Origin of the sequence: Candidatus Pelagisphaera phototrophica (assembly GCF_014529625.1) — a bacterium.
In the GTDB taxonomy this organism is placed as follows: Bacteria; Verrucomicrobiota; Verrucomicrobiia; order Opitutales; family Opitutaceae; genus Pelagisphaera; species Pelagisphaera phototrophica.
In genome coordinates this window covers 928,114-950,605 of the sequence record NZ_CP076039.1, presented here as the reverse complement: position 1 = coordinate 950,605, position 22,492 = coordinate 928,114, and the positions used below count along the sequence as shown (strand labels likewise).

The 22,492-nt window shown below is 50.3% G+C and carries 20 protein-coding genes; 11 read left to right on the top strand and 9 right to left on the bottom strand.

Annotated elements, in window-relative coordinates:
• Positions 1-52: 52 nt before the first annotated feature.
• From GA004_RS04210 to xylA, 6 genes are all read right to left on the bottom strand, one after another.
• Positions 53-847, bottom strand: coding sequence for a 3-ketoacyl-ACP reductase (locus GA004_RS04210; RefSeq protein ID WP_283396050.1), 795 nt, complete (start codon positions 845-847; stop codon positions 53-55).
• Positions 848-923: 76 nt separating this feature from the next.
• Positions 924-2,078, bottom strand: coding sequence for a Gfo/Idh/MocA family protein (locus GA004_RS04205; RefSeq protein ID WP_283396049.1), 1,155 nt, complete (start codon positions 2,076-2,078; stop codon positions 924-926).
• 26 nt (positions 2,079-2,104) lie between these two features.
• Positions 2,105-2,929, bottom strand: a complete 825-nt coding sequence (locus GA004_RS04200) for a sugar phosphate isomerase/epimerase family protein (protein ID WP_283396048.1) — start codon at positions 2,927-2,929, stop codon at positions 2,105-2,107.
• 16 nt (positions 2,930-2,945) lie between these two features.
• Positions 2,946-4,325 carry a hypothetical protein gene (locus GA004_RS04195; protein ID WP_283396047.1) on the bottom strand — a complete coding sequence of 460 codons (1,380 nt, stop codon included), beginning with the start codon at positions 4,323-4,325 and terminating at the stop codon, positions 2,946-2,948.
• A gap of 8 nt (positions 4,326-4,333) precedes the next feature.
• Positions 4,334-4,891, bottom strand: a complete 558-nt coding sequence (locus GA004_RS04190) for a helix-turn-helix domain-containing protein (RefSeq protein WP_283396046.1) — start codon at positions 4,889-4,891, stop codon at positions 4,334-4,336.
• A gap of 310 nt (positions 4,892-5,201) precedes the next feature.
• A complete protein-coding gene (gene xylA, locus GA004_RS04185; protein WP_283396045.1) occupies positions 5,202-6,530 on the bottom strand; it encodes a xylose isomerase in 1,329 nt (442 codons plus the stop codon).
• Positions 6,531-6,809: 279 nt separating this feature from the next.
• On the opposite strand from xylA, the gene GA004_RS04180 reads away from it, so the two are divergent.
• The gene (locus GA004_RS04180) at positions 6,810-7,721 is read left to right on the top strand and encodes a helix-turn-helix domain-containing protein (RefSeq protein ID WP_283396044.1); all 912 of its coding nucleotides are present in this window, start codon (positions 6,810-6,812) and stop codon (positions 7,719-7,721) included.
• Between the two features lie 227 nt (positions 7,722-7,948).
• A complete protein-coding gene (locus GA004_RS04175; protein WP_283396043.1) occupies positions 7,949-8,455 on the top strand; it encodes a hypothetical protein in 507 nt (168 codons plus the stop codon).
• Here GA004_RS04175 and GA004_RS04170 read toward each other — a convergent pair.
• Positions 8,382-9,065: an IclR family transcriptional regulator gene (locus tag GA004_RS04170; RefSeq protein ID WP_283396042.1), complete on the bottom strand. Its 684-nt coding sequence runs from the start codon at positions 9,063-9,065 to the stop codon at positions 8,382-8,384. The genes GA004_RS04175 and GA004_RS04170 overlap by 74 nt on opposite strands.
• Before the next feature lie 147 nt (positions 9,066-9,212).
• On the opposite strand from GA004_RS04170, the gene eda reads away from it, so the two are divergent.
• From eda to GA004_RS04145, 5 genes are all read left to right on the top strand, one after another.
• The gene (gene eda, locus GA004_RS04165; RefSeq protein ID WP_283396041.1) at positions 9,213-9,863 is read left to right on the top strand and encodes a bifunctional 4-hydroxy-2-oxoglutarate aldolase/2-dehydro-3-deoxy-phosphogluconate aldolase; all 651 of its coding nucleotides are present in this window, start codon (positions 9,213-9,215) and stop codon (positions 9,861-9,863) included.
• Positions 9,864-10,006: 143 nt separating this feature from the next.
• Positions 10,007-11,098: a sugar kinase gene (locus tag GA004_RS04160; RefSeq protein WP_283396040.1), complete on the top strand. Its 1,092-nt coding sequence runs from the start codon at positions 10,007-10,009 to the stop codon at positions 11,096-11,098.
• 238 nt (positions 11,099-11,336) lie between these two features.
• Complete coding sequence (locus GA004_RS04155; protein ID WP_283396039.1) at positions 11,337-11,756, top strand: DoxX family protein; 420 nt, start codon at positions 11,337-11,339, stop codon at positions 11,754-11,756.
• A gap of 6 nt (positions 11,757-11,762) precedes the next feature.
• A complete protein-coding gene (locus GA004_RS04150; protein ID WP_283396038.1) occupies positions 11,763-14,033 on the top strand; it encodes an ATP-dependent DNA ligase in 2,271 nt (756 codons plus the stop codon).
• Between the two features lie 71 nt (positions 14,034-14,104).
• Positions 14,105-15,028, top strand: coding sequence for a DUF3108 domain-containing protein (locus GA004_RS04145; RefSeq protein WP_283396037.1), 924 nt, complete (start codon positions 14,105-14,107; stop codon positions 15,026-15,028).
• Here the strand turns inward: GA004_RS04145 and GA004_RS04140 are convergent.
• Positions 15,025-15,546 (bottom strand): DNA-3-methyladenine glycosylase, encoded by a 522-nt coding sequence (locus GA004_RS04140; protein ID WP_283396036.1) that lies wholly within the window; start codon positions 15,544-15,546, stop codon positions 15,025-15,027. The genes GA004_RS04145 and GA004_RS04140 overlap by 4 nt on opposite strands.
• Positions 15,547-15,596: 50 nt before the next feature.
• Here GA004_RS04140 and GA004_RS04135 point away from each other — a divergent pair, with 50 nt between their 5' ends.
• Entirely contained in the window at positions 15,597-16,514 is a 918-nt protein-coding gene (locus tag GA004_RS04135; protein WP_283396035.1) for a PfkB family carbohydrate kinase, read from the top strand.
• 149 nt (positions 16,515-16,663) lie between these two features.
• On the opposite strand, the gene GA004_RS04130 is transcribed toward GA004_RS04135, so the two are convergent.
• Positions 16,664-17,392, bottom strand: coding sequence for an IMP cyclohydrolase (locus tag GA004_RS04130; protein WP_283396034.1), 729 nt, complete (start codon positions 17,390-17,392; stop codon positions 16,664-16,666).
• A 524-nt stretch (positions 17,393-17,916) separates the two neighbouring features.
• On the opposite strand from GA004_RS04130, the gene GA004_RS04125 reads away from it, so the two are divergent.
• From GA004_RS04125 to GA004_RS04115, 3 genes are all read left to right on the top strand, one after another.
• Entirely contained in the window at positions 17,917-19,698 is a 1,782-nt protein-coding gene (locus GA004_RS04125; RefSeq protein WP_283396033.1) for an assimilatory sulfite reductase (NADPH) flavoprotein subunit, read from the top strand.
• A gap of 20 nt (positions 19,699-19,718) precedes the next feature.
• Positions 19,719-21,449: an assimilatory sulfite reductase (NADPH) hemoprotein subunit gene (gene cysI / locus GA004_RS04120; RefSeq protein WP_283396032.1), complete on the top strand. Its 1,731-nt coding sequence runs from the start codon at positions 19,719-19,721 to the stop codon at positions 21,447-21,449.
• A gap of 95 nt (positions 21,450-21,544) precedes the next feature.
• Positions 21,545-22,447, top strand: a complete 903-nt coding sequence (locus tag GA004_RS04115; protein WP_283396031.1) for a LysR family transcriptional regulator — start codon at positions 21,545-21,547, stop codon at positions 22,445-22,447.
• Positions 22,448-22,492: the final 45 nt, after the last annotated feature.

The window sequence follows — 22,492 nt, the reverse complement described above, 5'->3', positions numbered from 1 at the left end:
CAAGCGGCAAACACCGTCACCCAAAAACTTTTAAACACTAGGATCGCATAGATCAAAGCCTCGGGATAGACAGTCCTCCATCCACCATCAACACTTGTCCCGTTGAATACGGAAAATCGCCTCGGGCGAGCGATGCTACTGACTTTGCCACATCTTCAGGATAGCCCCAGCGCTTGGTGACGCACAGACCTTCTCCGATCAGCTTGTCGTACTTCTCGGTCACCGCGGGTGAAGCGGTCATATCAGTTTTTGTTACTCCAGGGCGAATCTCGTACACTGGGATATCAAATTCACCCATACGAGCTGCGAAAAGCTGGGTGACCATACTCAGGCCTGCTTTAGCAATGCAGTACTCACCACGATTCACCGAAACGACCGTTGCTGAGATCGAGGAGACATTCACAATTGCTCCCGAAAAGCTTTCGTCCTGCTTCTTTGCCTCCACCATGTCATTAGCGACGAGCTGAGTCAGAAAGAAAGTGCCTTTCAAGTTTGTATCGACGACGAAGTCATAGTTTTCCTCCGTCGTCTCCAGAATGTCCAGACGCTGCTTGGGAGCCACGCCAGCATTGTTGACGAGCATATTTAATGTCCCGCCTGGGGCGGATCGTACGATTTCGATGATCGATTCACGGCCCTCAGTAGAACCAATGTCGCCTCGTGCGTAGGCAACCTCAACCCCCTTCGATCGGAGTAAATCGAGCACGTCTCGAACGGTATTCTCAGAACGTATACCATTCAGTATAAGATTCCAACCTTCATCCGCTAGGGATTGAGCAATTCCAAAACCGATTCCTCTTGTTCCGCCCGTTACTAGAGCAGTTTTACTATTCGCTTTTGCCATCATGACTTTCTTCAGTTATTGTTATTACCAATATACAAAACAACGGGCTTGGAAAGAACCCAAGCCCGCAATCAATTTTCTACAAATCTGGAACGTCGAGCCACTTGCGCTCTTCCCAGCTTTGCATACCGAGTGCGGCTAGTTGTACTCCTTTTGCTCCTTCAAGTAGTGTCCAACGGAAGGGCGTATCCAGCACCACGTGCTTCAAATACATTTCCCACTGAACCTTGAAAGCGTTGTCGTAAACTTCCTGGTTGGGCACCTCGGACCAGTCCTTGTAAAAATCGATAGGCTGATCGATATCAGGATTCCAAATCGGCTTTGGCGTATTCGCATAATGCTGAATATGACAGTCCCGCAAACCGGCAACCGCGGAACCTAGCTCGCCATCTACATGCAGCGTTAGCAAATCGTCTCTGCGGACGCGAGTGCACCAAGAAGAGTTGAAGTTAACGACAATTTCACCATGTGGCCCGTCGATCTCAAACATCGAATAGGCCGCGTCATCCGCCGTACACGCATAGGGGTTTCCACTTTCGTCGATGCGCTGATTAATGTGCGTCGCACCACGGCAACTAACGGCCTTCACGGGTCCAAAGAGGTTGTCGAGAACGTATCTCCAATGGCATAGCATGTCGATCATCATTCCACCACCGTCTTCCTTACGGTAGTTCCAGGAAGGTCGCTGGGCTGGAATTGTGTCTCCTTCAAATACCCAGTATCCAAAATCTCCAGTTACCGAGAATATGCGTCCTAGGTAGCCTTTTTCGATCGCCCGCTTCAATTTAACCAATCCAGGAAGCCAGAGTTTGTCCTGAACCACGCCACTCTTAACACCCTTGTCCACGCAAAAGTTGTGTAAATCAATCGCGGTCTGCGTATCCACTGCAGTTGGCTTTTCGCAGTAGACGTGTTTTCCTGCCGTCGCTGCCGCTTTTACGGCATCCGCCCGCCTCAAAGTGCTTTGAGCATCGAAATAGATGGAAAACTCTGGGTCTGCCATAACGCTGTCCAAATCGGTAGTCCATCGCTCGATACCGGATCGGGCTGACAATTCCTTGAGCTTAGTTTCGTTCCTTCCAACTAGAATGGGAATGGGTATAATCGTCTCTTCAGGGTTCACCCAAACGCCCCCCTGTTTGATAATTTCGACGATCGAACGCATGAGATGCTGATTCGTGCCCATGCGGCCAGTGACGCCGTTCATTATAATACCTACTTTGTGAGTTTTCATAATATTTAATTGTTGAGTTTCACCCTCTAAGAAAGCGATTTGTAAGCGTCTATTATTTGACCAAGATAATCGTCTTGATCCATAGCCCAGTACTTGTTGGAAAAGATCTCCACTTCTTCGTAACCGGAAAATCCTGTCTCATTCACCCATCGACGTATTCCAGAAATATCGATAACACCCTCTCCCATAAGCCCCCGATCATTAAGCATGTCTTCAGGCAAATTTTTCCAATCGCAGATGTGAAAGGAGAAAAGACGGTTTTTCTCACCCGCGATCTTAATTTCCTCCTCTAGTCGATCGTCCCACCAAATGTGGAAGACGTCCGCGGTGATCCCCAAATGGGAATGCCCCACTTCATCGCAGATCGCATTGGCTTGGGACATGGTGTTCACCGCGCTGCGACTGTCCGCGTACATGGGATGGAGAGGCTCTATTCCTAGTTTAACTCCCGCATCCGAGGCATGTTGAATCGTCGCAGCGATTCCCTCGGTTATTTGCTTCCTCGATTCGAAAAGTGATTGTCCTGGAGTGGCACCGCAAACGAGAACGACGAGGGGGGCACCCAGTGCAGCGGCTTCATCAATGATCCGCTTGTTGTCGTCGACCGCCTTCAGTCGTCCCGCACCTTCCAGTGCGGTGTAAAATCCTCCGCGAACGTAGCTAACAACATCGATCCCTTCACTGCGAAACATTTCTCCTGCAGCACGGTGCCCGTCTCCGAAAGACGCCACAGCATCCTGCCAAACCGAAATTCCAGCTACACCAGCCGTTGCGTACTTAGTCGCAGCTTCCCTCAAACCCCATGGCTTTGTAGTTATACTATGTATACAAAGATTGGATAAATCTGACATAATAATGTTTCAAAAATTATTGGTTCAGACACCCAAAAAAGGTGTAATAGGAATCATTCCGAATCTCTCGCTGCAGCAAGAGGGCGGTCTCCCGGATATGGTAGTCACCCCATTGGCTCGATTCGCCACAGGCAATCTTCTGCCCCTCAAGCACGTTGTCCCAGCCATTGGGCTCGTGATAGATGGAATGCAAAAGCAGACCTTGATGCCCGCTATCTTCGCTCAAGTATGGAGCGGCTAAAAGCGAACGCATACTAGTAAGTCCCGCACTCCAGTACTTTGATCCTTCCTTTGTATCCAGTCCCAGATAACGGCCTAGACGCAGCAATCCTTGGGCACCTATCGCGGCCGCAGTACTGTCGATGGGTTCCCATTCATTGTAAGGGTCAGATACTCGATCTCTCCACTCACCCAATCGGTGCAATTGTGGAGCTCCACCATCCCAGTAGGGAATTCCGTCAGTCGGCGTATTCTCGATAAACCAGTCGCAGGTCGCTTTAGCACTTTTTAAGCAAGTTTCCTTAAAAACTGCTTTGCCTCCAAAAGCTACAAACTGCTCATCTGGAAGCGTGTCTATAAACTCGAGTTCCTCCGCGAAACCAACCATCGCCCAGGACAAACCCCGTGTCCATGTCGTGAACCCGCTAAATCCCTGTTGGGCATTTGGACAGCGATAGCGTCCGTCATTCGTATTAAAAATACTTTCGTGAGCGGTCCGTCCCCACTCGTCGTATTTATCTCGGCCCTCCCCATAATATACACTGTACATGGCGGTGGCGTTGATGTGGTCGATTGCTCTGCCAAGCAGGCTGATCGGAGAGTCATTCTCGCCCATGAGAACATGCCCCAAAGCGTGGGCCACCATCACGATGCGGCAACTGCGAATTGTATCCACAAACAAACTATGCGGCCCATTGAAGGAATAGATATAGCCACCTCCTTCATGAATGGTCGACCAACGGCTTGCTTGCACCGCTCCCGAAACCTTCAGTGCCAACTCGCAAAAATCGCGTTCGGCCTGGGGCCCCTTGGCCTTCCCTTCGTTAAGCAAGCGCAACCAGCTGCCATAGCAGCTCAAGTTATTAAAGCCATGATCATGTACACCCACGTGGCTCACGTGAGTTGCCATGCGCTCTACCGTACGTATTTTCCCCAGCTCAAGGAATCGCTCGTCGCCGGTAGCATCGAACTGCAGAAACGACGACCCATAAACGAAGCCCTCCGTCCACTCAGTCCATCCGCGAGTGGCGTATTTGCCATCTACTGTGAAGACCGGTGAGCCGTTCGACATGTCGTACTCGCTTTCGATGAGATCGATCTTCTGTCCTGACAACTCCCAGAACTGGTCCAGCTGCCCTTTCAATGATTTGGGTGTAATCGTAGTGTCAATTTTCATACTAAATTCTAATAGCGTTTATCTTTTCTGATGTGCACGATCATGAACTGGCAGTCTTCGAGCACCTCATAGCCGTGCTCTTGAATCGCATCGAACTGGATACTCTGCCCTTTCGACAAGACTTGGGTTTCCTGGGGAAGCGTGACGCGCAGCACCCCTTTCAAGACCCAGCAAATTTCATGGTCGTCGTGGTGGATCTCAGGCTTGGAAATACTCGCTCCACTCTTCGCTTCTCCAAGCAAGCAGTTTGCATTCGCATACCGTACTGCCTCGAATGTGAATCCTTCAGACGAGTAGATTTCAGACTCTTTTCGATTGGAAAGAGGCGCTTCGGCCAAGGTCATCAAGTCGGTGGCCCGCATTCCAAACACTCGTCCTATTTTGTAAAGCGTCTCCACCTCTGCTTGAGACTGGTTTCTTTCGAGCTTAGAGATAACTGCGATTGACACCCCGCTAGCTTGGGAAAGGTCATTCAATGTCATCTCCGCCCGCTTGCGGATCTCTCTCAAAACAGAGAAATCAAACATCGGCAATGCACTGGGCTCTTCCAAAAGGATGCTAGACATAGGAGACCGTTTGCCCTCAATTATTTTCTTATGCAATCATAAAATTCATAATTATTATCTTCTAAGAAAACTATTTAAGGCATGCGAGTGCTCAAGAAATACCTCAACAATCACGTTTCCCCCAGCAAACTGTGGCTACACTTTTACGCATGAACGTCTATCTGCAAAAGTTCATAACCTATGTTCACGGACTCAAAAACTTTTCCCCTTAATCCTCCCCAAGCCAGTGCGAACGACATAAAAAGGCCCGTCTCACGAGGAAGACGGAGCAGTCCAGGAAACCGTAACGGTCATTGCCTGTATATAGAATTTAGATAAAATCGTTCACGATTTGCTCGTAGTACTCTTGTTTGCCACTTATTTGCTTCGGCTCGCCGCCCGCACTTCCGATCGCGTAGACGTCTTCGAGAGAAAGTTCACCCTTTTCGAAGCGAGCCCCATCTCCGCCGTCGAAGCTACCATAGCGCTCTTGCTTCAAGACGGGCAACGTTGACTTGCTGAGAATCTTGTCAGCAACCAAAGCCGCTCGAGCAAAGGCATCCATGCCCGCAATGTGGGCGATGAAGATATCTTCCAGATCCGTCGAGTTACGGCGAGTCTTCGCGTCGAAATTCACGCCGCCGCCTTTGAAACCGCCCGCATTGAGGACAACCAGCATCGCTTCGGTCAGCTCGTTCAAATTCATGGGAAATTGGTCGGTATCCCAACCATTTTGATAATCTCCACGATTCGCATCCATACTGCCAAGCAGTCCAGCATCGGCAGCCATACGCAACTCATGATCGAAAGTATGCCCTGCTAACGTGGCGTGATTCACTTCTACATTGAGAGAAAAATCCTGCAAGAGGTCGTGCTCGCGCAAAAAGCCAATCACCGTTTCAACATCGAAATCGTACTGATGCTTGGAGGGCTCCGCCGGTTTCGGCTCAATAAAGAACTGACCCTTGAATCCCTGCCCACGAGCATAGTCCCGAGCCATTGTAAGCATACGAGCCAGATGAGCTTTTTCGCGCTTGGTGTCCGTATTCAGCAGGGACATATAACCTTCGCGCCCACCCCAGAAAACATAGTTCTCACCTCCCAAGGCAATGGTCGCGTCTATCGCGTTCTTCAACTGTGCACCGGCATAGGCCACCGTGCTAAAATCTGGATTGGTAGCCGCCCCATTCATGTAACGCGGGTTACTGAAAAGATTAGCCGTTCCCCAAAGCAGCTTTACGCCCGAAGCCGCTTGCTTCTCTTTGGCGTAGTCCACAATCGCGCTCAGGTTTGCTTCAGACTCTTTGAAACTCTCTCCCTCTTCAACTAAGTCGAAGTCGTGGAAGCAATAATAAGGCACCCCCATTTTTGTTATGAATTCGAATGCGGCATCCATCTTGTGCTTAGCTCGCAACACGGCATCTGCTCCGTCTGCCCAAGGGAATGCTTTCGTACCCGGGCCAAAGGGGTCGCCTCCCGTTCCGCAGAAGGTATGCCAATAGGCGATCGCGAAACGGAATAGTTCTTTCATGGATTTTCCGCCAATTTCCTGATCCGGGTTGTACCATTTAAACGCTAGCGGGTTGTCGCTATCGCGCCCTTCGTAGGCGATCTTTCCAATTCCTTGAAAGTACTCTCTGTCTCCTTTGATGATGCTCATTTGATCTCAGTGATAGTGGTTTAATAGAAGTGGACAGCCATCAAAACAGACCGACCGCTTCGAGGAAGCGAAAAGAATTTCGCAGTTTTCTCTGTGGTTTAATTATGACAGGATTCGATTCCATATAACCTTAACCATTTTCTCAAATTATAGCATAATATGCCCATTGTTGTTTGACGATGCATATAACTTATTTCATATGCTCGAGACGACTTAAAGCATAGCGTCCATTCTCCATTCCACAAAAACTAGCACGATCGTATTTCAAAGGAACATCGAATGACCGGAATCCTAGCCGAAGGAAGAAACTACTTTGAAGACGCGGCCTACCCCATTACGGCCAGGCAAGTCATCACTTCCTCCTCGAAAGAACCCTCACACGAGCACGATCTGACTGAGGTTAAGCATGCCCACGACTTTTGTGAGCTCGTCCTCATTGTGGGCGGAACCGCTCAGCACTGGCTCAATGGTGATGAGTTCCCCGTCGTCGCTGGCGATGTCTTTTTACTTCAGGGAATGCAGGACCACTACTTCCACAATCGGGATCGACTCGAAATGATCAATGTCATGTACGATCCCGAGCAGATCGAGCTGCCAGAGAATCGCCTCCTTAAGATTCCGGGATACTGCGCCCTCTTTCTTTTGGAGCCCGTATTCAGGAAGCAACACCGTTTCTCTAGCCGACTGCACCTTGAGCGACTATCCCTTTCTCGGGCTGAGCGAATCGCCCTAGAAATGGTTGGGGAAGTGGAACACCGAAGAGACGGATACGAATCCGCCTTGCTCGGTAAACTCATAGATCTGGTGGTCTTTCTCTCTCGATCCTACCAGGAAACCCAATCGGAGTCCAATCGCTCGGCCGCCCTGCTTCGAGTGGGTTCCGTCATTAGCAGTATGGAGCAGAATTGCGCCCGGGACTGGAAGTTGGATGATTTCATTGAGATGTCTCGCTTGTCCCGCAGCCATTTCATGCGCACTTTTACCAAAGCGACTGGCTTGCCGCCCTTCGAATACCTGATCCAGCTCAGGCTACAAAATGCGATGCGCCTTCTTCGCAACTCTAGGCTGACCGTGTCTCAAATCGCGTTCGAGGTGGGTTTCAACGACAGCAACTACTTCACCCGCCAGTTCTCCAAAAGGAAAGGTGCGTCTCCTCTGGCCTATCGAAAGTCGTTTGGCTCGGATTTATGAAACTGTGTACGTGGTTTTACGGATGCCACCTGAAATCACCCTACGCAATAATCGTCGCTTCCGCCAAAACTCCTAAGCAATCTACGAAATTAACCCAATTCACATTGAATACTATTAAGCCTTTTTCAGCTTCTCCGATTCACCTACTGAATGAGTAGCACCACCCCTGAAGCACCTCCAATTTTCCCCCTTTCAACGCAATTGCCTGTGGGCCCTGCCTGGCTCAATTGACTTTCGCCAGCGAGGAGTCTCGCACCACTAAGGCCAGCGATGAGGCCTTTCTCCAATCCGTTCAATCGAGCGAGCAAAGACCTCCGATCGGAGCTTTTTTTGCGAGTATCATAAAATCCCAAGAGCAAATCAAATTTCTCGCGGGACACAAAAGGTACGAGGATCTTTTCAAAGTAATGGAAGGCTTTCGCAATACCCTTGACCAGACCTCGACCGTTCTCCCGGAACACGAAAGGCAACGAGCAGCTCGTTTCATCGCGGCTTCGCGATCCCTCGGAAAACTTTCCAAAGCGGTTCACTCGTTTATGTGGAACGGACAGGACGAGCAGCTTTACAACGCTACGGACAAGCTGAAACAACTGCTCGCACACGTCGAAACCCTCATTAGTCCAGAAGAGCTCGCCCAGGCTCAGGCCTTTCGGGAATCGGCTAAAGGCTTGTGGCCAGAAGCCTTTCAACCTGAGCCAGGCCTTTGTCCGAATATCGGAAAGACGGCCAAGTGACCGCAATCATCGGAGACAGCGGCGATGGATCTTCCAGCCAGGCACCCCAAGCAATGATGCCCTCTTCTGACTCACTTCGATTCCAGGAAAATCCATCTTTTCCCGCCCGAGCGATTTCCTTGCGAAGTTCGTTGGAACCCCCTTCCGGAATCAGGTCCGGACGCTGGCTTAAGGCTAGTTTGCCCATCGCCATCTTCTCAATGGCAAAAGCCCTTCCCACCGGTGGCACTACGCGAACGCGGCAATCGGGCTCCTCGTAATGAAGATGGAAGATCCTCCTTCCCTGTAGCCGGCCCAAGACCGCCATTTCACCCACCTCGTCAGCGATCTTTCTTAGTAAGGGCCGGTATTTTGATACGAGCTTTTCGTCCCGGTCCTCCGACCGCCAATCCCGAAACTTCGAGGTCACACGATACCGCCGCTCCAAATTACGCTCAACTAGCCCATAGTGCATCAGACTATCTAAAATGCGGATCAGGCTGCTACGCGGAAGGCCCATTTCCGAGACGACTTCCCCAATCAGAGCACCGTCCGAACAGCCACTCAGTAGATTGAGCGTATCGAGCGCCTTGAAAAGTGATGTCGCCAAACCTTTGGTTTCCATTGACATATCGACAGCGATAGCCAGAGTGTCTGCATTACTGTCTTACTTGTCAACTATACTGACAAGCAAATACTGATCCTGAGTAATTTTAAGGTAGCGGGCAACCTCTCAATATCGAATCAGCGAGCCAATAAATCAATAGCCTCTTCAAATATGTTTCCCACGGAACTAAATCAAAAGATAAAGAAGTCTGCCATCATCGCGGTGCTCGTAATTGACGATGCGGCCAATGCCGTGGCGCTCGCACGCGCTTTACTAAGGGGTGGCATTGACGCCATGGAGTTGACCCTCCGAACCGATGCGGCTCTTGGTGCTCTCAGAGCGATTCGCGAAGATGTCCCCGAGATGCTCGCTGGAATCGGCACCATACTTACCAAAGGGCAGGTCGACGAAGTCGTCGCCGCGGGAGCCGCCTTTGGAGTTGCTCCTGGCCTCAATCGTAAAGTCGTCGAGTACGCTCAGAACAAGGGCCTGCCCTTCGGACCGGGAATCGTAACCCCTAGTGACATTGAGCAAGGCATCGAGCTCGGCTGCCGAACTCTCAAGTTTTTTCCCGCAGAAACCGCCGGTGGATTAAGCCATCTTAAAAACATGGCCGCCCCCTACCAGCACCTCAACATTGATTTCATTCCCCTCGGTGGGCTCAATGCGACAAACATGAGAGACTATCTCGCTTCCCCGCTTATCTCAGCGATCGGTGGTTCCTGGATTGCTAAGCGTGAACTCATTGCAGCTCAAGACTGGAACCAGATCGAAGCCAACGCCCGTGAAGCTCGTCAAAATGCAGACAGTGTCCGTGGATAATTTTTCTCCCACGAAGAACACTTCCTACAGACGACAGGATCTAAGACCAAACGACCACGATCAAGTATTCAAAATTCAGTTTCAAAAAATAGCTGTGAATCCTGCGTCCTTCATGAGTACAATACCTCAATCCAATCAATTATATGAAAACGATCGTAACCTTCGGTGAAATCATGGGCCGCTTTTGCCCTCCTGGCTTTAAACGTTTCCGTCAGTCACTTCCCGGTGATCTCAACCTCACCTTCGCCGGAGCAGAAGCCAATGTCGCTGCCTCTATTTCAATGCTAGGTGGAGACGCTCGATTCGTCACTGCAATTCCCAATAACGACGTCACCCAAGCTCTAATATCCAACCTGCGCGGACTCGACGTAGACACTTCGGAAATCGTATTGAGCAAATCGGGACGACTCGGTCTTTACTTCGTAGAAGCGGGGGCCAATCAACGCCCGAGTCGCGTGATTTACGACCGTGAGTACTCCTCTGTCAGTATGGCCCCCGCATCGGCCTACGACTGGGATTCGATCTTTGATGGAGCTGGATGGTTTCACACTACCGGAATCACTCCCTCATTGTCCGAGGAATCAGCCGAAGCGACGATCCAGTCCGTTAAGAACGCAAAAGCGGCCGGGCTCACGGTCTCCTGCGATCTCAATTTTCGCAAAAAACTCTGGAAGTGGAACCCCACTCTTTCGTCAACCGAACTTGCCTGCGAAACCATGTCTCGCTTGCTTCCCTACGTTGACGTCGTCATTGGCAATGAAGAGGATGCCTCCGACGTTCTTGGTATCCATGCGGAAAACACAGATGTGCACTCAGGCAAGATCGACGCCAGCAAGTACACCGGCGTAGCGCGTGAGATCGTCAGTCAATTCCCAAACCTATCTAAAGTTGCCATCACTTTGCGCGAAAGCATCTCCGCTTCACACAACAACTGGGGAGCGATGCTCTACGACACCAGTTCCGATTATTCCTACTTTGCCCCTATTGAAGGAAGCGACTATCAGCCTTATGAGATCCGTAACATCGTGGATCGTGTCGGCGGGGGTGACGCCTTCGGGGCCGGACTGATTTTCGCTTTCAACGACCCAAAGCTTCGCGAACCGCAAACGGCCATCGCCTTTGCCGTGGCCTCCTCTTGTTTGGCTCACTCGATCTACGGCGACTATAATTTCTCTACCCGCGCCGAAGTAGAATCCCTGTTGAATAGCGGTGGCTCGGGAAGAGTAGTGAGATAGGGGAAATCCGGCTTAAGGCCAATATCGTACCCGCAAACGAACCTGCTTCATCTGCGAAAAGATCGGAATTGCCGTACTGGCTCAGGAGCCGTCTCGCCTAATGCGAAAGCGGTCAATTGCGATCCCCTACGTCAGAGCAACCTACTTTTGTTAATGTAAATACCCGTTGGACTTTTAATCCATTGCTCTTTCGGGAGGGTTTGGTCTATCCTTCGGACTAATCACAAGCGATTTCCCTATGAAGGTTGCCCTTACTGGCTTAAGCAGATTCGATTTTTTTGGTGTTTTAATCCTGCGCATTGGAGTTGGCGGTCTCATCGCCTACCACGGCTTCCCGCTTTGGGCGGAAGGTCCAGACAGCTGGGAAAGAATTGGAAGCGCCGTTTCTCTGATCGGGATAACGTACTTCCACCTCGTTTTTGGGATCGCATCCGTGGTGATTCAGTCGGTCGGTGGATTATTCCTCATTCTGGGAATATTCACCCGGGGAATCGGGCTGCTCCTTTCCGCCATCGTCGGCTTTGCTCTGGCTAATTTAATTATCCACAGCCCCGAAATCGACAACGTCATGGTAGTGTACGCTCAGGTCAACCTTACTCTACTTTCAATTGTATTCATCGGTCCTGGACGACTCAGCCTCGATCGACGTGGCGTCTAGCACAGTATGAGTTGGGTCGTTGAGAAAAAGAACGGGATTTTCCTGCCCGAAATCGACTGGCATCTGGACGCGCGGAAGCCCGCTTCAAACGTTTTCATTTCCCACGCCCACTTCGACCATTTTGGCAATCACCCTTCGGTGCTCTGCTCAGAAGGAACTGCCCGCTTACTGAAAGCCCGCATGCCGGGAAAGCGGAAGTGGAAAACCTATGGATTCCAGGAACCTTTCGAGATCAGCCCTAATGTAAAGGGAGCGCTCTATCCCGCAGGCCACATACCAGGGTCGTCTATGCTACTTCTTGAAAAAAAAGGTGAGACGCTCCTCTATACGGGCGACTTTAAGCTTGGGCCCAATCTAACCGCAGAGGCGTGCATCGTACCCAAAACAGATACATTGATTATTGAAACTACGTATGGCGTTCCTAAATACGCTTTTCCACCTATTTCCGAGGTCAAGAAGGAGATCCTGCAATTCTGCCATGAAACGATAGATGATGATCACGTTCCCGTGCTTTTCGGATACAGCCTGGGAAAAGCTCAAGAGGCGTTGAAATGCCTTGAAGGCAGTGGTCTGAAAATCCTCCTGCATCCACAAGTACTGAAGATGACTCAGGCATGCGAGGAAATCGGTTTTACGTTTCCTGCGTACTCAGAATTCAGATATGAAAAGGCTAAAGAATGCGTCGTTATCTCGCCTCCTCTTCCAAAAGACTCGAAATGGCTAACCGGAATCCGCAACCACCGTACCGCGATGCTTTCGGGCTGGGCTCTGGACTCATATCGCCACCACTCTAAAGGCTCCGATCGGGCCTTTCCCCTTTCGGACCACGCGGACTTTCTGGATTTGCTCGAATTCGTCGCTCGTGTGGACCCAAAGATCGTCTACACAACTCACGGTTTCGCCCAGGAGTTTGCCCAGACCTTGCGGGATCGCGGTATCAATGCCCTCGAATTGGGTGCCCAGAACCAGCTGGGGTTGGAGTTGCCAATCAATCCACCTCCAAAGTCGAAACCCCGCACCTCTGAGCCCGAGAGCCACCCCAATGTATCGCCGCATTCGATCTCGAGCTTTACCAATGCAAAAGAAAATGCCGTCAAAGCCGAGAGCCACACGCGAAAGGTAGAAATCGTCAGTGAGTATTTTGCCAATCTTGGCCCAACGGATGTTGCCATCGCCGCCCTACTCCTGTCTGGACACGCATTTGCCCGGGCCTCCCAGCGGAGCCTCACCATCACCACCAAAACCAATCGCCAGGCAATCCTCTTCGCCGCGAACGCAAACGAGACCGACTACAAACGGGTCCGCCAACACGAGGCCGATCCCTGGGCCGCCTTACTATCACTCCTCAACCCAAACCCGCAAATCGGGCAGACACTCGAAAATTTTCGCGTTCTCTTCGATACTTTGGAGAAGTCGCCCAACCCCGTTTTTCAGCATTCCCTTCTGTCCGAAGCCTATCGAAAACTAGATCCTCGGGAGGGAAAATCGCTTTCTGACCTCGTGCTCTCCAACCGGGGAAATGCCATCGAAGAGTCCGTCATAGAGGAGGGCTTGGCCAAGCGGTTCGAAGCACCCATCGAAGCGGTTCGGCGAGCCAATCTACGCTGTGCCGACCTCAATCGCGTTGCGAACGCGACGATCGACCGCATGCTCGACTACATCCCTTTGCAACTGTTCTTTCCTCTGAAACTGGAAAAGCCGGCAAAGGAGGATATGGACTTCGAGTTTCTATCCCAGTTTCAGTCGCCGATTTGGGTCGAGGAGCTTCACGATGGGCTACGGTGCCAAATCCATAAAGTGGACGATCGAGTCGAGCTATTCGACGCAGAGGGAAAGCGCATCACCCACCAGTTTCCTGAGATTGCCGAATCAGCCCGTTTGATCCCACAGGACTATATTGCAGACGGCACACTGGTTGCGTGGAAAAAAGAGCGCCCGCTTCCTTACAGCGACTTGGAAATGCGCCTGAACCGGCCGGTCGAGGATCTTTTCATCGGGGAGGATGTCGATACACTTCTCTGGTTGTTCGATCTTTTTTGGTGCAATGGGGACACCCTTCTCGACCTTCCTCTAAACCGTCGAAGGCGGGAGCTAGACACCTTTTCCGTGAATCTCCGGCTCCGGATCTCTCCTGTCCAGAAAGTCGATTCCACAGATAAGCTGCCATCACTGCTCCGAGACTCCCAAAATCGAGGAAATGACGGTTTGATTATAAAGGATGCAACTAAAAGGTATGATCCGTTGTCTTTGCAACCTTCCTGGTATTCGCTGAAATAAGCGATATCGCTGTTTCCAGCATTGATCAGAAACTTCATTCACGACAAACCTAGTCGATCCAATAAGTCTCGATGCTTGAGAGAAGATTCCAAATTTCGCTCCTTAAACCTCATTTGAATGCAAAATGCGGGTTCATTGCGTGTCTCCTACTATCGGTTTTCTCCACCAGTTCATTCGCAATCAACCCGAACGAGATCAGGGAAGACACAGAAGCCAAACTGCCAAAGGAAATCGTTTGGCCCGAACGCGAGTTTCCTGACTCAAAAAAAACTTCCGACGGATTCAATACAGGGGAGCGCTTCCAGTTTCGAGGACAATGGGGAATTTTTCGAAAGGTAGCGGAAATCGTAATTTCTACCGAAGACCCTAACCATTCAAACCCTTCGTTACTGGAGGTAAAAACGGAAGCCCGCACAACAGGTCTCATAAAGGCCGTCTTTCCCCTCATGCTTAAGGGCTATACCCTTCTTGATTCGACGGAGGGACGAATTCTCGAAAACAGAGTCACCGACGAGGGCCAATCCAACGAAAAGGAAACCATCACCCGTTTCAACTTTGAGACCGGGAAAATGAATCACGTAGATAAACTGAGACCGGAAAAGAACCAGATCAAAGATTTACCCTACGCGGCACCCCTTGACTACTCCTCTGCCATTCTCCAAATTCGTGGATGGAAACTGGAGAAAGGGAGTATTTATCCACTTTTCATCAGCTCGAACGGCCGCTTCTACCTGATTGAAATGGAAGCTAAAGGAACCGAAACCATCACCACCCAATTTGGGAAGATCAAGGCCTTTCGCGTGGAGCCGGTATCCGCCTATCCTCAGAGCAAGATCTTCAGAGAGGGAGGTAAAATGGCTGTTTGGGTATCTGCCGACGATCGCCGCATTCCCTTACGACTCGACGTTAAAACGTCCATCGGTACCGCATCCATGCGGCTCGAGGCGTTCACATTAAACGATATCCCGATCTTGGCTCAGTCTAGCTCGAACTAATGTTCTAGAACAAACCGATAGGGCCGATTCGCCCAATCCTCTCCCGCGTAGTCAACGCCAATTCGGGGAGTCGCCCGGACGCTGGCCTCTTCAACCGGAAGTCCTCGGTCCACAAGCCACATTCCGGTTTCAGTGTTCGCCGGCATCGAGTTGAAACGGCGACCCACTCCCAATCGCTTGGTCAGCCTGCCAGGGCCCGAAACCGCGTCCAGTCCTCGGATCAAGATCGCCGCCGGATAGTCAACCGGGCCTGTGACTAAGTTGAGCATCTCATGCATCCCATAGCAGAGGTAGACATACCAGCACCCTGGAGACCCAAAAAGAGGCTCGGTGCGAAGCGTTCTGCCTTTGCTAGCGTGGCAGGCCAAGTCCTCCGGTCCGTCATAGGCTTCGACTTCCGTGATTATATGAGAAAGCTCTCGGTCCTCCGAGCGAATTACGAGATGTTTCCCCAATAGTCCCCGGGCCAACATCAGGGTATCACGTGAATTAAAATCTGCTTCGACAAGCTTTCTCATCTTGGCCACCATTCTAATTCCTTTCCCTTTCTCAAATAGATTTTGCCACAATGAGCCTCTCCCATTCAAAAATGCCAATCGTAACGCTCACAGCCAACCTCGTAGCGGAGACAACCTACTACGTGGGCGATTGTGGACCGGGCAAAACAAGCAGAGCTACCAAAGAACGTTTTCAAGTGGGAGGAAAAGGAATAAACGTCTCTAAGATGCTTCAACACCTCGATGCCGAAACAACTGCAGTCTGTTTTCCAGGCGGATCGTTCGGGCCGTCGTGCACAAAATCGCTTGAAGCGGAAAACATTCCATTCCAGGCGTTCACAACTGACTGCGTGACGCGATCCGGTTCGATCATTCGATCACCTGGGAGCAAAGAAATCTCCATCCTCGGGTTAGACTGCCAGGTTTCCAAACGAGCCGTGCACGATTGCGTTGAATACCTGTCTAAACTAGACAGGCCCTATCTATTAGCGGTTTGCGGCGTCTTTCCCAATTGGGACTCTGAGACTTGGGACCCTCTTAGAGATTGGCTCAGCCGAAGAGAAGAATTCGTCGAATTGGCAGTAGACACCTATGGCCCAGGACTCAAAGGTTTCGTCCAGCAATCCCCTGCTTTAGCGAAGATCAATCGGGATGAACTGGAAATGTTCTTCGACCATGATGTAAGCGATTCGCCCACAGATTCACTATTGGACCAAATCGAGGCCACGTGCGACTGTCCTCAATGGATCATTACCGATGGAGAGAACCCGATTTGGATCAAAATCAAAAATGAATCTTGCGTCAGTATTCAGCCTAGACTCACCAAATGCGTCTCTCCCATAGGCTGCGGCGACGTATTCTTTGCAACCTTGCTAAACGGAATTGTCAACCATCCCGAAACAGGCATAGTGGAAACCGTTCGACTGGCAGCGGAATATGCATCCCGAAACGCGGAATCACACGGTATTGCCGATTTCGAAATCGAATAGGAAGGCCAGACTCCCATCTGAAAAACAAAAACTCGGAGTTTGTGGTCTACCGATCAAAATGGAAAAACCTATTCAACCCAAAGTATTGGATACGTTTTGAGATAAATTATTTCGATCTAAAGCGAGTTGAGAATTCGGGATACCTCTCTCTAAACGTACTTGTTGCGAATAACTATTCTTGAGGTCGACCCGTCTACCGCGATCTCTTTGACCGAGATCGAGATTCGATTATCCTCGTTCAGAGCATCCCAATACCGATCCAAGGTATCCTCCGGAGTCGCCCCGATAGGAAACAAAAGCGGATCTCCGACAAACGTTGGTAGCGGATTTCCATCACCCATGTATGTGGTCAGTCCATACCCGATCCCAGCAGACGGCGGACTCGGGTAAAAGTAATGCCGATCTGTGTATTCCGAATTCGTCTTATTTGCTTTCAGGATGCTCAATCCGATTTCAGGCGATCCATTTGAGAAATCGAGCATACCCGTAATTCTAGGGGTGTAGTTGGGTGCGTCAGGCTCGCGTTCTCGCTGGCTCAGGGCCTCTTTCATCGATTGTCCATTGGACCAGCCATCATGAAGCGTTCGCGTTTGCTCACCATTACTCACCATAAACGCTTTCCGATACTCAAGCATGGCCTCATAGATAATGAGCGATGGGTCCTCCACCTTCGACTCATCAAACGGACGGGTCTCTAGGACACTCGCTTCTGCAGCGAACTGCCGATTGCGACTGTTTGGGCTTCTCCCCATGATAAAGTAAACCTGCTGCCAGTGGGAATCGCCCAGCGATTTCCCAATAATCAAACCCCGCCCTGGATAGGGGTTGCCGGCGATATGTCTATCGAGTGTTTCGGAAGCGATTTCTAAGGGAGTCATGAGCTGCCGACACTTGGTTTCCCAATACGAGGGTTCAATGAAAAACGAGGCACAATTCGAGGGAACTCGTTCTCTGGCCCACTCAACCCGCTCGATTCAACGAAGCAGTCCTCATCGTGAAAAAGGCGGGGAACTTTATTGATACAGTCACCCCGCGTTAATTCGGTAGACCAAGTGCAGTGGATGCACTAATCGTGGTCGATCTCCATTTTGAGCTGCAACCAATAGCGGCGAGTCACATACACTTGTAAAACGTCATCCCATCAGTCGACCCTTATCCGCCCAATTAAAGTAAAGTGAATCTTTATCCCAAACATGGAAAGGCGTCATTACTTAACTCTTGGCACCATCCTAATTCCCATATCTCTAAATCGATTATTTAGATAAGACTTATTACAATAATCTGATTTACTAATTTAAAACCCTTGCTAGCTTTTTTTTAATGATTAGCCTTGGCATCAGCTTAAATGTAATCGCAACGAAACCGCCGTTATTATCATTATTTCCCGGCCAATAAGATTTCCATGAGTGACTCACCCTTCGATCCGCCGATACCGTCGGAATTAACCGTAAAATTGTCGACTTTGACGCAGGAGCAGCAAGCCTTTTTGGCTGGCTACCTTTGGGCAGAGAGTCAGCGAAAAGCAAATGCTGCTACTTCGCTGAACGGCGTCTCATCCATGGCAGCACAAAAGCGGCATATCACAGTCATATCAGCCTCTGCTTCCGGCAATGCGGCAGGAGTTGCTAAGAAACTGGTCGGAAAGCTCGAAGCCGAGTCACTCGAAGTAAATCTAGTTAGTGCGGGCAGCTACAAGGCTCGCCAGCTCCCCAAGGAAGACATCGTGATCATCGCCACCTCAACCCAAGGCGACGGGGAGCCCCCCGAAGAAGGGGTGCCTTTACACAGCTATTTGTTTAGCAAAAAAGCTCCAAAGCTTGATGGGCTCAGCTTTGCAGTCGTTGCACTAGGAGACAGCTCTTATCCACAGTTTTGCCAATGCGGCATCGACTTTGATACAAAATTAGGCGAGCTCGGTGGCAATCGGCTGCTCGACAGAGTTGATGCCGATGTCGATTACCAAGCGGTCACAGATGCATGGATCGAAAACACCGTTGCTAAGTTGAAGGAGGTCGCAGGAGGCAATTCTATTCCGCTTGCCGTACAAGCTGAAGAAGCTGTTGTTACAAGTGCCTTCAACAAAGAAAACCCTTTCACCGCCAATTTGTTGGACAGTCTTCCTCTCGTGACTGACGATGCGACTCGCATAGTAAACCACGTCGAAATCGATCTTGATGGCTCGGGCCTTAGATACCAAGCGGGAGACTCACTGGGTGTGCTTACGAGCAATACCGCTGAGGTTGTCAATGAGGTATTGGAGCTGAACGGTCTCTCGGGAGATGAGAACATCGAGGCAAGTCAGGGAGCTATCAGCATCCGTCAGGCCCTTACATTTCAAACCGACCTCAACCAACTCACTCCTAAGTTCATTTCCGATTATGCAAGCACCGCGGATAGCACGGATCTAAGTGCTTTAATAGGCAACAAAGAGAAGCTCGCAAGCTATCAGGCCTGGACCCCAGTTGTCGGTTTGATGCGCGACTATCCCCAAGAATTGGATGCACAGCGATTGTTTGATGGCCTCAAGCCACTCACCCCTCGCTTATATTCAATCGCTTCTTCACAAGAGGAAGTGGGCGAGGAAGTTCACCTTTGCGTTGCCCGTGTGGACATCGAACACGATAAAAAAAAGCACAGCGGTAGCGCTTCAGGACTCCTCTGCAGTCGACTCGAGGAAGGCGATGAAATTGAGGTATTCGTAGAGCCCAATCCCCACTTCCGACTGCCGCAAAATAATGATACTCCCTTAATAATGATTGGCCCGGGCACTGGTATCGCACCTTTCAGAGCCTTCATGCAGCAACGCCGGGCTGAAAACGCACAAGGCAAAAACTGGTTATTCTTCGGTAACCGTTATTTCCGTGGCGACTTCCTCTACCAAACCGATTGGATAGAATACCGAGATCAAGGTTTGTTGCACGAATTTTCTTTGGCGTGGTCACGCGACGGGGAAGAGAAAATTTACGTTCAAGACAAGATCCGAGAAAATGCACGGCAGTTTTGGGAATGGCTCCAGAAAGGTGCTCATATCTATGTGTGCGGCGATGCCTCACGGATGGCCAAAGATGTCGAAAAAGCAATCCTCGATGTGATCAAAGAGCAGGGCAAAAAAGATGAGGATGATGCCGTCGAATACCTAAATGAGCTGCGCGAAGCAAATCGCTATCAACGCGACGTCTATTAACACATTACGACCTAGAAACAATGAAGAAAGCTGAAAAGGAAGAGAGTCCAGAGCTCATCGTTAAAGGGAAACTCGCGGATAACGAACGCCTCAAAGGCGACAGCAATTTTCTACGTGGAACGATCGCGGATGACCTGCAGGACAAACTTAGCGGCGGTTTTCGTGGCGATAACTTTCAACTCATCCGCTTTCACGGTATGTATGCGCAAGACGATCGCGACATCCGTCCCGATCTCGTCGCTCGCAAGCTGGAACCACGCAAAAACGTGATGCTTCGTTGCCGTTTGCCTGGCGGAATCATAAAGCCGGCACAATGGCTGGGTATCGATGAGTTCGCTACAGAAAATTCGGATTACCAGAGTATTCGAATTACAAATCGCCAGACTTTCCAATTTCACGGCGTATTGAAGGAGAAAATCAAGCCGATGCACAAATGGTTGAATCATCTCGGGCTCGATTCCATAGCGACCGCTGGCGACGTGAACCGCAATGTTTTATGTTCTTCTAACCCGGTTGAGTCCCAACTTCATCGCGAAGCCTACGAGTGGGCAGCCAAACTGTCAGAGCATTTGCTACCTAGAACCCGTGCTTATGCAGAAATCTGGCTAGACGGCGAAAAACGACATTCAACAGAAGATGACTATCAGGATGAGGAACCAATCTTAGGAAAGAACTACCTCCCTCGAAAGTTCAAAACGACCGTAATCATCCCACCGCATAACGATGTCGATATACACGCCAACGACATGAACTTTGTCGCGGTCGCAAATAAAACAGGAAAAGCGCTAGCGGGTTTCAATGTAGTCCTCGGCGGTGGCCTTTCATTCGTTCACGGTACCCCTTCTACCTATCCAACTACTGCGCATGACTTCGGATATATTCCTGTAGAAAAGCTGCTTGATTGCGCGGTAGCGGTTGTCACCCTACAGCGCGACTGGGGAAATCGCGTCGACAGAAAAAACGCGAAAACAAGATACACAATCGAACGCGTAGGCCTCGAAGTCTTCAAGGCCGAGGTTGAGAGCCGCATGGATCGCAAATTCGAGCCCACTCGGCCCTATGAGTTAACTGAACGCGGTGACCGCATCGGTTGGATACAAGGTGAAGAAGGGCTACATCACTTAACGCTTTTTATTGAAAACGGGCGATTGATCGGAAAAAAGAAAAAAGGCGCAGCTGAGATCGCCCGTATCCACAAAGGCGATTTCAGGCTGACCGCTAACCAAAATCTGATTATCGCCGGGGTGGCCAAAGGGGATAAGAGAGGCATTGAAAAAATCGCACGCGATTACGGGTTGATCTCAGAGACGACTCAACAGCGCCAACGCGCCATGGCCTGTGTATCCATGCCGACCTGCCCTTTAGCGATGGCTGAAGCCGAACGCTACCTTCCAGAGTTTATCGATCACATCGAAACAATGCTGGAAAAGCACGGTATCGGAGACAACTATCTGGTCACGCGTATAGCCGGTTGCCCAAACGGTTGCGGACGTGCCATGCTGGCCGAACTCGGTCTAATCGGAAAAGCCTTAGGCCGTTATAATATGTATATCGGGGGTAATCGTGCGGGGACCAGGGTTCCCAAACAGCTCTTGGAAAACGTAACCACCGCTGAAATCCTCGAGAAGACCGACGAGCTCATCGGGCGCTGGTCGAAGGAGGGCAATCCCGACGAAGAATTCGGTGATTTCGTGATCCGTGCCGGCATTGTAAAAGAAGTGAAGCAAGGTGCCACCGATTTCTGGGACTAGGAATAACATACAATACTAAATTAGATCGCCCGCCAAAAGTGCGATGTGCCACAAATTTTTCAAGGCTAGGTCATTACACTTCTTGAGTAAAAATTATGCAGTTCACTTTACGCCAGTTGGAGGTCTTTCTCGCTATCGCCAAAACGGGCAACATGACCCGGGCGGCTCAGCAACTCCAAATGTCGCAGAGTGCAGCCAGTAGTGCCTTGAAGGATCTGGAGACCCATTTTAATACTCTGCTATTCGACCGCATGGGAAAGCGGCTTCATTTGAACGAGCAGGGAAACCAGCTTAGGCCCAAAGCCGAGAGACTGATGGCCGAGGCGGGCGAATTGGAGCAAAGCCTAATTCATTCTGACGAGACGAGTCCCGTTAAAATAGGAGCAACATTAACAATCGCCAACTTCCTCGCACTGCAAATGGTATCCGAATACCTGGGAAAGTATCCTAACGCACCAATCTCATTAGAGATAAACAATACCGAGCATATCGTCGAACAAGTGCTCAACTATGAGCTAGATATGGGTTTAATAGAGGGCGAGTCTCATCAAACCAAGCTATGCGTAACTCCGTGGCGGGACGATCGACTAAACTTGTTCTGCAGCACGAAACACCCTCTGGCATCCAAAAAGGCTGTCAACGACCAAGACTTGCTCGACGCGAAGTGGATACTTCGTGAGCTTGGATCAGGCACACGCCAAAACTTCAACAGAGCGATGCACGGCCTGATACCGGAAATGAATATTATACTCGAGCTACGCGAGACAGAGGCGATCAAGCGAGCAGTAAAACATAACATTGGGGTTGGTTGTCTCTCCGAACTATCGCTCGAAGAAGAACTCAAGCGTGGCGAGCTAGTTCGGATCAACTGCCCCGAACGAAACTTTAGCCGCAAGCTCTACCTCATTGTCCATGAACAAAAGCACATAAGCCATAGTCTCAAAAAGTGGCTCGATCTGTGCGATAAGTGGAAACTAATCGAGCCGCAGATACCTTAGCTCGTACAAAGCTTGAGCAACCCCCTTTTCAAAGGATTTTCGCTA

What these genes read in the sequence shown, in the direction of transcription:
- GA004_RS04210 (WP_283396050.1), bottom strand. Translation starts at nt 847, where the DNA reads ATGATGGCAAAAGCGAATAGTAAAACTGCTCTAGTAACGGGCGGAACA.
- GA004_RS04205 (WP_283396049.1), bottom strand. Translation starts at nt 2,078, where the DNA reads ATGAAAACTCACAAAGTAGGTATTATAATGAACGGCGTCACTGGCCGC.
- GA004_RS04200 (WP_283396048.1), bottom strand. Translation starts at nt 2,929, where the DNA reads ATGTCAGATTTATCCAATCTTTGTATACATAGTATAACTACAAAGCCA.
- GA004_RS04195 (WP_283396047.1), bottom strand. Translation starts at nt 4,325, where the DNA reads ATGAAAATTGACACTACGATTACACCCAAATCATTGAAAGGGCAGCTG.
- GA004_RS04190 (WP_283396046.1), bottom strand. Translation starts at nt 4,891, where the DNA reads ATGTCTAGCATCCTTTTGGAAGAGCCCAGTGCATTGCCGATGTTTGAT.
- xylA (WP_283396045.1), bottom strand. Translation starts at nt 6,530, where the DNA reads ATGAGCATCATCAAAGGAGACAGAGAGTACTTTCAAGGAATTGGAAAG.
- GA004_RS04180 (WP_283396044.1), top strand. Translation starts at nt 6,810, where the DNA reads ATGACCGGAATCCTAGCCGAAGGAAGAAACTACTTTGAAGACGCGGCC.
- GA004_RS04170 (WP_283396042.1), bottom strand. Translation starts at nt 9,065, where the DNA reads ATGTCAATGGAAACCAAAGGTTTGGCGACATCACTTTTCAAGGCGCTC.
- eda (WP_283396041.1), top strand. Translation starts at nt 9,213, where the DNA reads ATGTTTCCCACGGAACTAAATCAAAAGATAAAGAAGTCTGCCATCATC.
- GA004_RS04160 (WP_283396040.1), top strand. Translation starts at nt 10,007, where the DNA reads ATGAAAACGATCGTAACCTTCGGTGAAATCATGGGCCGCTTTTGCCCT.
- GA004_RS04155 (WP_283396039.1), top strand. Translation starts at nt 11,337, where the DNA reads ATGAAGGTTGCCCTTACTGGCTTAAGCAGATTCGATTTTTTTGGTGTT.
- GA004_RS04150 (WP_283396038.1), top strand. Translation starts at nt 11,763, where the DNA reads ATGAGTTGGGTCGTTGAGAAAAAGAACGGGATTTTCCTGCCCGAAATC.
- GA004_RS04145 (WP_283396037.1), top strand. Translation starts at nt 14,105, where the DNA reads ATGCTTGAGAGAAGATTCCAAATTTCGCTCCTTAAACCTCATTTGAAT.
- GA004_RS04140 (WP_283396036.1), bottom strand. Translation starts at nt 15,546, where the DNA reads ATGAGAAAGCTTGTCGAAGCAGATTTTAATTCACGTGATACCCTGATG.
- GA004_RS04135 (WP_283396035.1), top strand. Translation starts at nt 15,597, where the DNA reads ATGAGCCTCTCCCATTCAAAAATGCCAATCGTAACGCTCACAGCCAAC.
- GA004_RS04130 (WP_283396034.1), bottom strand. Translation starts at nt 17,392, where the DNA reads ATGACTCCCTTAGAAATCGCTTCCGAAACACTCGATAGACATATCGCC.
- GA004_RS04125 (WP_283396033.1), top strand. Translation starts at nt 17,917, where the DNA reads ATGAGTGACTCACCCTTCGATCCGCCGATACCGTCGGAATTAACCGTA.
- cysI (WP_283396032.1), top strand. Translation starts at nt 19,719, where the DNA reads ATGAAGAAAGCTGAAAAGGAAGAGAGTCCAGAGCTCATCGTTAAAGGG.
- GA004_RS04115 (WP_283396031.1), top strand. Translation starts at nt 21,545, where the DNA reads ATGCAGTTCACTTTACGCCAGTTGGAGGTCTTTCTCGCTATCGCCAAA.